This is a genomic window from Elusimicrobiota bacterium, assembly GCA_016721625.1.
Classification (GTDB): Bacteria; Elusimicrobiota; Elusimicrobia; order FEN-1173; family FEN-1173; genus JADKHR01.
In genome coordinates this window covers 1,121,269-1,133,395 of record JADKHR010000001.1, presented here as the reverse complement: position 1 = coordinate 1,133,395, position 12,127 = coordinate 1,121,269, and the positions used below count along the sequence as shown (strand labels likewise).

The following is a 12,127-nucleotide window of genomic DNA, read 5'->3' as shown; positions in this document are numbered from 1 at the left end:
AACGTTGGTTTATATGATTGGAGAGCGTGATGGACACCATCGGTCTCGTTAAAGCGATCGCCGATCCCCGAAGGCTTAAAATCCTGTCCCTCCTGGCCAAGAAGGAACTCTGCGTCTGCGAACTGGAGGGGATTGTCGGGTTGTCCCAGCCGCTGGCCTCCGCCCACCTGAAAAAACTCAAGACGCTGGGGGCTTTAAAGGAGCGCCCGGCGGGGAAGTGGGTATATTTCTCGATTCGCGAGGACTTCTGGAAACGGGAGAAGCCCTGGCTGTCCCTGCTATTGGACCGCATCTCCAAGGAATCCGGAAAAGAAGCGGGTCTGTTCCGTCTTTGCCTAAAAAGGCGCCGGGACGGGAAGTGCGTGACGAGGTTCCAGCCGATGAAAAAAGAATTCCATGACTCTCCCATCCGAAAATAGGAACGTCCTCCTCCGCCGGGCCCTCCGGCTGGAGTACTTGACGGTCGGCTGGAACGTGATCGAAGGCTTCGTCGCCATCGGCGCGGGGGTCGCGGCGGGAAGCGTCGCCTTGGTCGGCTTCGGGCTGGACAGTTTCATCGAAGTGACGTCGGCGGCCACCCTCATTTGGCGTCTGAAGAAGACGGGCTCGCCCGATGAGGAGCTTGCGGCTGAACGGCTGGCCCTTCGGATCGTGGCCGTCACCTTCTTTCTTTTAGCCGCCTACGTGGCCTATGAGTCGGCAAGGGCCTTGTGGCTGCGGGAGACCTCGAAAGAAAGCCTCGTCGGCATCGGCCTTTCCATCCTTTCTTCCATCGTCATGCCCTGGGTCGGCCTCGCGAAACGAAAGACGGCCCGGGACCTCGATAGCAAGGCCCTGGCTGCCGACGCCGTGGAGACCATGGTCTGCGCTTGGCTGTCCATCATCCTGCTCCTCGGCCTGGGCATGAACGCTCTTTGGGGCTGGTGGTGGGCCGATCCTTTGGCGGGCCTCGTCATGGCCGGCTTCATTGTCAAGGAAGGATGGGAAGCTTTGGAAGAATCCAATGACTCCCGCGAGGACCAATAACGCAAGATAGGAGGCATCAAAATGCCGTTTCAAATCACTTTGGGCGCCATCGCGGGCGCCACCATCTTCCTGGGATTGCCCATCGCCGTCCTTCCGCGGGTCGGAGAAAAGACGCGGGGCTTCTTGAACGCCGCGTCCACCGGCATCGTCCTCTTCCTGCTCCTGGAGATCATGGGCCAGATGATGGAATGGATCGAGGACCTCTTTAAGTCATCGGTTGATGGGTTCCCGCAGCTCCACAACGCTCTCCTCTACAGCGGGCTGCTCATCCTCGGCCTATCCTGCGGCCTCCTGGGCATGATCTATTTCGAGAGGGCTTTCATCCACGAAGGCAAAGACGAGGTCTCCACGCCCGGCGAACGCGGGCGGCACATTTCCAAGATGATCGCGACGGGCATCGGCATCCACAACCTGACGGAGGGCATGGCCATCGCCCAAGCCTACTCCTGGGGCGACCATAAGCTGGCCATCCTCCTGGCCCTGGGGTTCGGCCTCCACAACGCGACGGAAGGTTTCGGCATCGCGGCGCCGCTCTCGGGCCAGAAACCATCTTGGAAGTTTCTCCTCACCATGGGACTCATCGGCGGCGGCCCCACCTTCCTCGGCGCCATCCTGGGGAGCTACTGGCAGTCCGACGTCCTCAAGATTTTCACCATGTCCCTCGCCGCCGGAACGCTCCTCTACCTCATCGGCGAACTGATGCACCTAGGGCGGCACCTCAAGGGTGAAACCATCGTGGAGATAGGGCTCCTGGTGGGCTTCTCCGTCGCCTTCGCCACGGAGATGGTCCTGGTCTTGGTTGGATTCTAAAAAGGCGCTGAATTGGCCTATATCGTCGTCAAGTTCATCATCACCGTCGTCCTGGTCGTGGCCGTCTCGGAGCTGTCCAAGCGGAGCGTCCTGGGGGGTGGCCTTCTCGCCTTCCTCCCGCTCACGACGTTCTTTCGTGACGCATGCCCTGGGACCATGAAGGACTTGGCCGCATGGGTGGATGGTTCCGAAAGAATCCTGTCTTTTTAAGGAGACATTTATGGCAGAGCATGGACACTCCCACGTGCACGGACATACCCACGGGCCCGTGGATCCCTCCATCATCAGCACCGGGCGGGGCCTTTGGGCGGTCAAGTTGTCTTTCTGGGGTTTGATGGCCACGGCCCTGATTCAAACGGTGGTTATTCTCTTCTCGGGGAGTGTGGCCCTCTTGGCCGACACCATCCACAACTTCGCCGACGCGGCCAGCGCCATTCCCCTGGGGTTCGCCTTTCTCCTCGCCCGTCGGAAACCCACGCGGGATTTTCCCTATGGTCTCGGCCGATCCGAGGACTTGGCTGGGCTCATCATCGTCCTTCTCATCCTCTTAAGCGCTTCCGTTGCGGGGTACGAATCGGTCCGACGACTCTTCCATCCCCAGCCCGTCACTCATTTGTGGGCCGTGATCGCCGCTTCCCTTGTTGGATTCATCGGGAACGAGGCCGTGGCTGTGTTCCGTATTCGCGTCGGCAAAGAGATCGAGAGCGCGGCCCTGGTGGCCGACGGATATCACTCCGGAGCGGACGGGTTCACCAGCCTTGCCGTCCTCCTGGGCGCCATCGGCGTCAAGTTGGGCTTTCCCCTGGCGGACCCCGTGATCGGCCTCCTCATCACCATCGCCATTCTCGGTATCGTCTTTCAATCCGCCAAAACAGTTTTTGCTCGGATGCTCGACGGGGTTGAACCAGAGGTGCTGGACGAAATCGATCACGCCGCTCGCCACGCCGCTGGCGTGCGGGGCGTGACGGAGGCCCGCGCTCGATGGATCGGCCACCGTCTTCAAGCTGAAATCAACGTGGCCGTGGACCCTAAAATGTCTGTTTCCGAAGGGCACGCTGTCGCCAAAGAGGTCCATCATCAGCTTCTCCATCATGTAAAAAGTCTTTCCGGAGCACTGGTCCATGTTCATCCGCTTGGGGAGCTTGATGACGATCGTCACCGTTTCGCGCCCCACTCCCATGACGGCCTTCCTGTCCATACGCATTAAAGAATGACGATGAAACTTTCGGTAAGGAAAAAAGCGATGGAGAGCGCCGTCGAATCGGGCGCTCACGAAGGTTTAAACGATCTGGAATACGCTTTCCTCGTGGAGCTGGCTCGTGAGGGAGATGCCGAGAAGGCCGCCGTTTGCGTTGGTGTTGGCGGGGAAGCGATGAAAGGTTTAATGCGGAACTTGGCAAGGATGGACTTGATTGAGATTGAGAAGGGGAACCGGGTCCACCTGTTGCCGGAATTGCGGGAAATGCTTTTGCTTGATCCCCGGAACGGAAAAACCATGTCGGTTTTGGGAAAACCGAAAGCCGTGGAGCTATACAGAACCTTAAAGAGGGCCTACGCTTTCGTTTTCCCCGAGGTGCCTTTGGCGGCGTTTATACGGGTGGGGGCGGCGGAATCGATCATTGCTGAGAAAGCGGACCGTTGGTATTTTCTGACATGTCGGGTGGATTTTCTTGTCTGTGACCGAGATGGATTTCCACGCTTGGTTTTTGAATATCAGGGGGGCGGACACGCGGAAGAGGACAACCGGAAACGTGATGCGCTTAAACGCAAGTTCTTGGAAGCCGCCGGAATCCCACTGCATGAAGTCGGAAGCGGCAAGATGGAGAAGTTGCCGCCCGTCGATCAAGCGGCGCATGTGGTTTCAACGCGGACCGTCTTATCCGAATGGGGAAAAACGTCTCTCGGGAATCGTTTTGAAACCTTCTTGGGCACACTCGTTGGTGTGCCGCAGGAACCCGATTACCCGACCACATGGAACCACTTGAAAAAGGAATATGTCGCCGTGATGGATTTCAAGGACGGGAAAATTGGACGGCGTCTTCTTGGACAGAAGATCAACCGCACAAGAGACAATCGCTCGGCGGATCTTCAATTTGCAGCGGAGGAAATACCGGGGCGTTTGCCTGTGGGCACGATTTTGGAAATTAGGGATGGGTCGCATAAACATCTTTTTACGAGTTACTTCCGCAAGGATGCCGACAGCTGGCGTTTGCTGAAACGGAAGGAAGGGGCTTCAACACTTTTTCAAAAAACGAAACAGACGAGCGAAAAAACACAACAGTGACGGTGGGGCTGGGGTCCTTGGTTCAAAACCATTTCTACCACCGAGCCTGGTCATGATCAAGCTTGGATTTTCTAGGATTCTCCCATCGAAAAGTTGCACGGAGGGAAAGATAGTCGTATGGCAAAAAACCGAAAACGGATTGACATTTCCGTAGGGACGAACATTCAAACGACCATACAAATGCGGCTCTCCCGCCTCGGCGGGCAAGTTCAAGCCTTGCGCCGAATGGTGGGCAACGGCGACGATTGGAAAAAGATGTTGACGCTGGCCGCCGCCATTGAGGGCGCGGCGGACCAAGTGTCGGCGGATTTGTTCCGAGGATACCTGGAATCTCTGGCAATTGACCAAACGGTGGCCGCGAAGGCGCGGGAGGGGTTGGAGTTGGTATTGAGACGACGTTAATGGGTTCACCTGCAAAGGGAAAAGAAATGGCGAAAAATTTGGTTTTGAGCGGCCAGAATTTCGACAAACTGGTCCTTGACCTGAGGAAGATCATTGATGCCGGACGGGCCCGCGCGCAAGCGGCGGCTAATTTTGAATTAATGCGGACGTATTGGAATTGCGGGGCCAGAATCGCACGGGAGCGAATAACAGAAAATTCGGGGTATGGCCAGTCGATCATGGAGCGTCTGGCCAATGAACTCCACGCCGACCGGACAACCTTGGTCCGTTGTGTTCTCTACCATCAGTATTACCCGAAAGGCGTCCCCCAAAATACCCCATTGACATGGGCGCATGTCAGAGAACTTTTGTCGGTAAAGGTTGATAAGGCCCGCCAGTTCTACGAAACAACGGCAATAGAAAAGAAATGGACGCGAGACGAACTGGTGAAAGCAATCCAAGCGGACCATTTCGGCGAAGACCCCACAAAGGGAAACGGCACCACCCCAAAACGATTAAAGCGCCCAGCAGGAGAACCCTTTATTTACCGGGCGACAATTCTTCGAGTTGTCGACGGAGATACTCTCCTTGTGCGCCTGGACCTTGGGTTTGATGTGTTGATTGGCCAGCGGATTCGTCTGGCGGAGGTGGATGCCCCGCCGTTGAAAGAAGACGGCGGAGAAGAGGCCTTTGTCTACGTGCGAGATCAAATGGCGAAGTCCAAAAAGATAGTGATCAGGACGAGCAAGGAAGACTTGCACGGAGATTTGTGGGTCATGTGTTCTACAGCCTCGATGAACGAATGGAGTGGGGCCGGGTTTACCGGGACGGTAAATGGTTGAACCAAGAATTACTTGACCGGGGGCTAGCGCGGGTTTATTGAGGCCCCCTTAACCATTCGTAGGCAATTATCGAAAGCGCTGGGTGGATCTCCACCAGCGCTTTTGAGTTTTTTGAGGCGCCCATTGGGCGCCGATTGGGCAAGCCGTGAAATTTGGCGCCTTAGATTGCTGGCGGCCCGCGTTTTTGGCGGGCCGCATTATTTGGACCTTGGCTGGTCGCGTGGTCATCCGCGACACGGGTAAGCCGTGCCTTTCGGCGCCCGTGTTGGCCAATCTTTTTGATTTTGCCCTTGAAGGGGGGAGGGGGGGTTGTACGGGCGGCGGGATGTGGCCCCGCCCCCGCCCCTGCCTTTGTGCAGGGGCCTGGCCACGGCCGTCGGACCCGAAGCGGAGATAAAGAAAAGCACTAAGAACGTTGGTGACCCAAGGGCGAAAGAAGGCAAGAACCGTGGGGGGGAGGGGCCAGTTTCAGGACGCCGTAAATTGTTCCGGAGCAGAGCGACGGCTCCTATCGCGGCCGAAGGCCGCGTGCCTTGGCTGTTGACGTGGCGGAGCGGCCGGTCTTTGCGGACGCGGCAGTTAATTTTCTTGCATCTTGGCGATCGTAATGGGGCGCGAGCACTCGTGCCCCGGTTTGGATGTGGATTGAGAAGTTGCCCCTATTCTTGATTTTTCATGTCATCTGTATACCCCGGAGGGGTATGTGCCCGAACGGGCACAATTCCGCCCCGCTCAGTCCCCGAAGGGGATTGAGTCCACCTCCCGGACCGACGAATTCCACTTGATTTTGGTGTGCGCGCGCGAAGAAAGGGCGAAGCCGATAGGTGACCGGCGGGCCGGGAGGTGGAGCCCCGCAGAGCGGGGCCGGGGCGGAAGCGGGGCGCGGCCTCTGGCCGCGCGGCTTTTCCCGTGGACCGGAGCTGGAAACGTCGGAACCGGAGGCAGAAGTTGCGGCGCGTTTGATGACCGAGCCGAGGGAGGCGAGGGCGCCGTGTGCCAGTGGCACACGGTTGGCGCGGGCCGAACAGGCCCTGGGCCCGAAGGGCTGGTTGGAGGACGCTAGTCCGGAAACCATGCGCCGCGACGGGCGTTCGTTCGGAGCAATGATTTTCCGCAAACCGGAGCGGGAAACATATCTCCCGCGACCGACGAAATAACCGTCAGCGGGTTTCCGTTCCCCAACCGGAGCAAGGGGCGGAATCGCTCCGGCGGGAACGATTCCACCGGAGCTCAGCGGGGCGCGGCCAAAAAGGCCGCGCGGCTTTTCCTGTGGATCGGGGCGGGAAACGTCGGATTCGGAGGCAGGAGTTGCGGCGCGTTTAATGCGCCGCGACGGGCGTTCGTCCAGCGCAAGGATTTCCCGAAAATCGGAGCTGGGAACATATCTCTCGCGATCGACGAAATAACCGTTAGCAGGTTTCCGTTCCCATACCGAAGCAATGGGCGGAAGCGGTCCGGCGGGAACAAATCAACCGGAGCTTAGCGGGGCGCGGCCAAAAAGGCCGCGCGGCTTCTCCGTTGGACCGGAGCGGGCAACGTCGGAATCGGAGGCAGGAGTTGCGGCGCGTTTAATGCGCCGCGACGGGCGTTCGTCCAGCGCGCCGATTGTCCGCAAACCGGAGCGGTGAACATATCTCCCGCGACCGACGAAATAACCGTCAGCGGGTTTCCGTTCCCCGACCGGAGCAAGGGGCGGAACCGCTCCGCCGGGAACGAATCCACCGGAGCCCAGCGGGGCGCGGCCAGAAAGGCCGCGCGGCTTTTCCTGTGGATCGGGGCGGGAAACGTCGGATTCGGAGGCAGGAGTTGCGGCGCGTTTAATGCGCCGCGACGGGCGTTCTTTCAGCGCGGGGTTTCTTCGCGTGTTGGGTTGCCCGCTTGTCACCCCAACGGAGACGAATCAATCGTCAGCGTTTAACAGGCGCGCAGGCCGCCGCCGTGGGCGGCCTGGTGAACAGTCGTCTTCATCCACCGAAAGAGGAGCGGTCCCCCATTCTTTCCCGTCCAGCGATTCAACCAAGGTCCGAGCTTCCTCCCCCGGCCCGAAATTGCTGGGGCTCTTCTTTTGTGGCGGGGTCTGTTTTCGATGAGAGAGGAAAGTCGCTTGGGTTCTCGGTGGCCGGTGGTTCGAGCGCGGACACCGTGGCCCCCCGCCAGGTCAAAGGCCCGGGGCTTGTCCTGCTTACTGTCCCATTCATTGGACGTGAACGTGGAGAGAACAGCGGTGCGGTGTGGCGCCCGCATAGCGGGCACAAATTGAGGCTAAAAAAAATGCAGCCCGCGCTTCCCGGCCCCTCCGAAGTCAAACGCGCCCACCCTCTCCCTGGCCCTCTCCCGCCAACGGGAGAGGGAATTGTCAACGGAAAACCGCCCCTCATCCGTCCCTTCGGTGTCCTTCGGACCCGGGGCCTTTTCGGCCCGTCGCTAACGTGTGCCACTGGCACACTGTGCAACCCGGATCATAGGTAACACTTTAGACCGGGCACATGGGTGACAGTTTTACTGAATCAAAAGGTTGCAATTGTTTGTTCGACGCATCGTACATCGCCAAAGGAACAGGGCCAAAATGAATCGTCCACCGATCGTTATCGACACGACGCAAACCTACTTGCTCGCCGATCAACGCTTTGCTCACATACATAAAGTCGCCACCCCATTTGATCTCGCCGTTGGACCTCACGCGCCGGACTTCGACCCCGTTTCCGTATTCCAGCTCCGGGAGCTTCAGCGGATAGGTTCTTTCCGACGGACGATAAATCCGAGCGGGCGTTGCCATTCCCAAAGATTCATGGGGCCGCTCGTCATTGAACTCCTTTCGGAAAACGCAAAACGATCCTTGTTGCGCCATGCTGTTTTTCTCCGGCGGGTTTACCGTCGCCTCCGCCAAACTTCGATGCATTCTCTCGTGGCACCCATTTTCTTCCGGATGGCCGGGTCGAATGCGCTCAGGAATGATCCCCAGCCGAATCCACCACACCGACAACCGCGACAGCCCGCCCAATCCCACGCTGGCGAACGGCGGTCCGTTATCCGATCGAATCGCCCAGGGCAGACCGAACTCCCGAAAAGCCGCTTCGAACCAGGGACGAACGTTGTCTCCCGTCGTCGATGTCAGCGCCCGGCACTCGATCAAATAACGACTTGCCAGGTCCGTAATCGTCAGCGGATCCACCCGGCCGCCGTCCCGTGTTCGGAACCATCCCTTGAAATCCGTAGCCCATACGTCGTTGGGGCGGCAAGCCGAGCGCACATTCCCTGCGAAAATCGGCGTTCGTTTTCGGCGGCGTGGCGGTTTCGTCAGCCCGTGGCGCTTCAGAATCGCTCCCGCTGTGCTCACCGCCGGCCAAATCTCGTTTGGCCGGATTTCCTTTAGCCGATGGACCAATTTGCGCGGCCCCAATGCGGGTGCTGATGCCGAAACAGAACCAGCCCTTCTTCCGTCAACGCGGGGGTCTGATTGGGATGGCTATGCGGCTCGGCTCATCTCCTTCAAACCATCCAATCCATGCGTCTGATACCGTTCAATCCACTTGTACCCAGTTTTTCGACTGATGCCGTAGATCCGGCACAGATCCGTCATGGGCTCTTCATCCTTCAGCCAATCGCCAATGTATTTCAATCGCTCTTCCATGGGGTAGGTCTCTCTCCAGGGCATAGGTGTGTCCCTCCTTGCCCTTTGTTGTACCTGTTACCCATGTGCCCGGTCTATTCTGTTACCAGTGTACCCGGTTTATACCCACGCGACCCTTCTCCCACGGACGGGAGAAGGAAAATGCTTTATCACGTTCGTCGATCCGTTCGGAACGATAAAGGGGCACCACAAAACCACATGGGCTGGAAGCCCATGCTACAGGGTCAACCGCGTAGGTCTGATGTAGTAATCTCCCGTCAGGCGGAAATTGTCCCAATAGGAATGGGCTACATTTGGGAAGTCAAGAGGAATAGTTTTCAAATTTTTAAAAGCACCCCATTTTTAATTAACCTGATGGGATTTGAAGCCAACCCGAAGCGCCGCCATGAATGGCGGAAAAGCAGGCTGAAGGCCTGCGACAGCGAGGGTGGCCGGCCCCTGGAGGAGGCGCGAAGCGCCGGGGGAAGGGGAAATCCCGTTACTCACCCGCTTTAAAGTCAGTCCTTTGTCGATGGTATCGTTGGTGGCCCGGACCCCCTTCGCAGAGCTACGAGGGCCCGCGGCGGCCCAGAGGGCCGAACCCTCCGCTGGAGGTCGCGGGTTCAAATCCAGACCGCGCCAGTGGAAATGCCGCGAGGGAGCGGCCGTTACACACCCCCGTTTGACCTGCCTGATGGAATTCAATCGACCTCCGCCCATTCCAAAAATGACATTATGGGTCGGGATGGAACGGGTCCGAGAATCAATGTAAGACGGTCCCGCCGGTCCGCTCCCGCTATAGGGCCTTTCCCGTTTTGCACACATAAAACCGAGAAGACCCCGAATATGTTAGATTTTGGCTTCAGTGAATTTTGTTAATCCAATTAGGGGGCATCATGGACAATCAACCAGGCGGCGGTTTCGGCGGACCACGAGAGAAACATAAGGCGGTTTGCGCGGAATGCAAGAAGGAATGCGATGTTCCCTTTAAACCCACCGGGGATCGTCCCGTTTATTGCAAGGATTGTTTCTCGAAACGAAAGAACAGCGGCCGTTAGATAAACAACTCTCTGGGTTCGGCCGCCTCCGTTTAATCACGGACGGAGGGTTTAGCCGAAGCAGGGGGCATCGTTGGAAAGCTTCACCTAGGTCTCCTTCATCGAAATAAGCCCCCCTGTTCATTTCAGGGTGGTTTATTTTCGTCGTCCAAGGCAAAGGGGTGGAAATGGGAAATCTCGCGGATTCGATATTCATCGGGCTGGGCCTCTGGTTTGCCCTTCGGGTGATCTTGACGGGATTTTTTACCGTCGATCAAAACGAACGGGCGGTCATCACCACGTTCGGGCGGGCCTCGCGGCGGGGGGCGTTCACGTCCCTGGACGATCCGCTGGCCGCCGCGCTCCGGCCGGACGAGCGGGAACGCTACGCCTATCCCCAGGTGGTTGTCGTTCCCCCCGGCCTGCACTTTAAGTTCCCCTGGCAGGCCGTTTTTAAGGTTTCGATCGCCACCCAAACCGCGAACATCGCCTTCGATCCGGAATCCGTCGCGGCCAACCAAAGCGGCAAGGTATTGGAGGCCGTCACCAAAGACCATTTGAACACGGGCCTTAAAGGCCAGATCCGTTACGCGGTGAGCGAACGGAACCTCTACGCTTTCCTCTTCGGCGTCAAAAATCCCATCGTCCATGTGATGGGCTACTTCGTGGCCATCCTGCGGGAACGGATCGCCAATTTCGAGGCTCCGGTTTTGGCGGACGCTCCCTTGGCCTCCAGCCATGTCCCCGGCATTTCGATCAACGACTTACGGAAAAACATCAGCGAGATCAACCGCCGCATGGAGGAGGAATGCCGCACCTCCATTTCCCGTTACGGGATGGGTTTGGACGCGGCTCTCATCACCGAGATCGAACCGCCGGTGGACGTGGAATCCGCCCTGGCCGCCATCAACACTGCCCACAATCAAGTCTCCTCCGAAATCAGCCTCGCGGACGCCTCCGCGGACCAGAAAATTGTCCAATCCAAAAAGGCCGTGGAAATTGAAACGTTGAAGGCCCAAGCCGAGGTCCAGCTCCTTAAACAGCTCGGCGAACAGTTGGCGATATTGAGGAAGAGCGGCCCCGACGCGTTGAACCTTTATTTGCGGAACGTCAAATTGACGCTCTTTAAGAAGGCCCGGAAGGTGATTGTGGAAGGGGAAGCGTGATGTTCCCCTCTTGGGTTGTCATCGTCGGCGTCCTCCTGGCGGGGTTCATGCTGGAAGGCCTGGTCCTGGGATTTCTCCGCTTCATCGGTTTCTACGCCGTGGTCGGCGAGCGGGAGGCGCGGGTCTACGTCCTTTTTGGAAACGTCTTGGGCGTCATAGATGAGCCGGGCCTCCACCTGCTCTGGTTCAAATTAGGGCCGGGGGCCCTGATCGTGAACCTCCTCGGCCAATGCCACCTTCGGGATCTCCGGCTGGACCAGGAATACAGCCGGAGCAACCCCGTGAACTCCGAGGAAGGGGCGCCCATGGGCATCGGGGTCTGGTATGAAATGTCCATCGTCGATCCCGTGGCTCACGTGTTCCGAAACGCGGACCCTCGAGGGTCCCTCCGGGCCAACGTCTCCAACGCCACCGTGCGGTGCCTCTCCAACCTCAAGCTCGCCGACATGCTGGTCAACCGGCACGGCATGAGCCAGACGGTGCGGGACGAGGTGTCCGACGACTCCAAGGAATGGGGATACCAGGTGGGATCGGTTTATATCCGAAAAGTGCATTTCCGGGACGCCGGCATGATCCACCAGATCGAGGAGAAGGTCGTCAACCGTCTCCGCCAGGTGACCTCGGCCATCCGGCAGGACGGGTCCAACCGGGTCAACATCATCGCCAGCACCGCCGAGAAAGAAGCGGCCGCCGAATTCGCCCGCGCCGCCGCCATCCGCTCGGAAATTGTCGGCCAGGAACTTCAGCGCCTGGCCCAGGACAAACAGGTTTCCGAGGTTCTTTTTAAAATTTTGGAGACCCAGCGGATCATGGAGGGCGACGCGGAAATCACCGTCCTCCCGCCTCGTTCCCGGGAGGATCTCCTGACCCAATTCAGCGTCGCCGGAACCCCCAAGGACCCCGAGACAAATTGAGCCTGAATCGGAAGAGGCCCGCTTGACCAACGGCCCCTCCGTGGACCTGCGGGCGGT

14 protein-coding genes are annotated in these 12,127 nt (G+C 58.5%); 11 read left to right on the top strand and 3 right to left on the bottom strand.

Features of this window, described 5'->3' with window-relative positions:
* The first annotated feature begins 29 nt into the window (after positions 1–29).
* The 8 genes from IPP35_04780 (at position 30) to IPP35_04745 (ending at position 5,343) form a co-directional block, all read left to right on the top strand.
* Positions 30–419: a winged helix-turn-helix transcriptional regulator gene (locus tag IPP35_04780; GenBank protein MBL0058417.1), complete on the top strand. Its 390-nt coding sequence runs from the start codon at positions 30–32 to the stop codon at positions 417–419.
* Positions 397–1,026, top strand: a complete 630-nt coding sequence (locus IPP35_04775; GenBank protein MBL0058416.1) for a cation transporter — start codon at positions 397–399, stop codon at positions 1,024–1,026. Before IPP35_04780 ends, IPP35_04775 begins: the two co-directional genes overlap by 23 nt.
* A gap of 21 nt (positions 1,027–1,047) precedes the next feature.
* Positions 1,048–1,836 (top strand): ZIP family metal transporter, encoded by a 789-nt coding sequence (locus tag IPP35_04770; GenBank protein MBL0058415.1) that lies wholly within the window; start codon positions 1,048–1,050, stop codon positions 1,834–1,836.
* A 12-nt stretch (positions 1,837–1,848) separates the two neighbouring features.
* On the top strand, positions 1,849–2,046 hold the full coding sequence (locus IPP35_04765; GenBank protein MBL0058414.1) for a hypothetical protein: 198 nt from the start codon (positions 1,849–1,851) through the stop codon (positions 2,044–2,046).
* Complete coding sequence (locus IPP35_04760) at positions 2,018–3,043, top strand: cation transporter (GenBank protein ID MBL0058413.1); 1,026 nt, start codon at positions 2,018–2,020, stop codon at positions 3,041–3,043. Before IPP35_04765 ends, IPP35_04760 begins: the two co-directional genes overlap by 29 nt.
* A gap of 36 nt (positions 3,044–3,079) precedes the next feature.
* Positions 3,080–4,120 carry a DUF2726 domain-containing protein gene (locus IPP35_04755; GenBank protein MBL0058412.1) on the top strand — a complete coding sequence of 347 codons (1,041 nt, stop codon included), beginning with the start codon at positions 3,080–3,082 and terminating at the stop codon, positions 4,118–4,120.
* A 117-nt stretch (positions 4,121–4,237) separates the two neighbouring features.
* Positions 4,238–4,522, top strand: coding sequence for a metal-sensing transcriptional repressor (locus tag IPP35_04750; protein MBL0058411.1), 285 nt, complete (start codon positions 4,238–4,240; stop codon positions 4,520–4,522).
* A 26-nt stretch (positions 4,523–4,548) separates the two neighbouring features.
* Positions 4,549–5,343 carry a hypothetical protein gene (locus IPP35_04745; GenBank protein ID MBL0058410.1) on the top strand — a complete coding sequence of 265 codons (795 nt, stop codon included), beginning with the start codon at positions 4,549–4,551 and terminating at the stop codon, positions 5,341–5,343.
* A 1,479-nt stretch (positions 5,344–6,822) separates the two neighbouring features.
* Here IPP35_04745 and IPP35_04740 read toward each other — a convergent pair.
* The 3 genes from IPP35_04740 to IPP35_04730 form a co-directional block, all read right to left on the bottom strand.
* Entirely contained in the window at positions 6,823–7,065 is a 243-nt protein-coding gene (locus tag IPP35_04740; protein MBL0058409.1) for a hypothetical protein, read from the bottom strand.
* A gap of 751 nt (positions 7,066–7,816) precedes the next feature.
* On the bottom strand, positions 7,817–8,680 hold the full coding sequence (locus tag IPP35_04735) for a transposase family protein (GenBank protein ID MBL0058408.1): 864 nt from the start codon (positions 8,678–8,680) through the stop codon (positions 7,817–7,819).
* Between the two features lie 129 nt (positions 8,681–8,809).
* The gene (locus IPP35_04730) at positions 8,810–8,998 is read right to left on the bottom strand and encodes a helix-turn-helix domain-containing protein (protein MBL0058407.1); all 189 of its coding nucleotides are present in this window, start codon (positions 8,996–8,998) and stop codon (positions 8,810–8,812) included.
* Positions 8,999–9,849: 851 nt separating this feature from the next.
* Between IPP35_04730 and IPP35_04725 the strand changes: the two genes are divergently transcribed.
* The 3 genes from IPP35_04725 (at position 9,850) to IPP35_04715 (ending at position 12,070) form a co-directional block, all read left to right on the top strand.
* Positions 9,850–10,011: a DNA-directed RNA polymerase gene (locus IPP35_04725; protein ID MBL0058406.1), complete on the top strand. Its 162-nt coding sequence runs from the start codon at positions 9,850–9,852 to the stop codon at positions 10,009–10,011.
* 167 nt (positions 10,012–10,178) lie between these two features.
* Entirely contained in the window at positions 10,179–11,156 is a 978-nt protein-coding gene (locus tag IPP35_04720) for an SPFH domain-containing protein (GenBank protein MBL0058405.1), read from the top strand.
* Positions 11,156–12,070 carry an SPFH/Band 7/PHB domain protein gene (locus tag IPP35_04715; protein ID MBL0058404.1) on the top strand — a complete coding sequence of 305 codons (915 nt, stop codon included), beginning with the start codon at positions 11,156–11,158 and terminating at the stop codon, positions 12,068–12,070. The genes IPP35_04720 and IPP35_04715 overlap by 1 nt, the downstream gene beginning before the upstream one ends.
* Positions 12,071–12,127 lie beyond the last annotated feature (57 nt).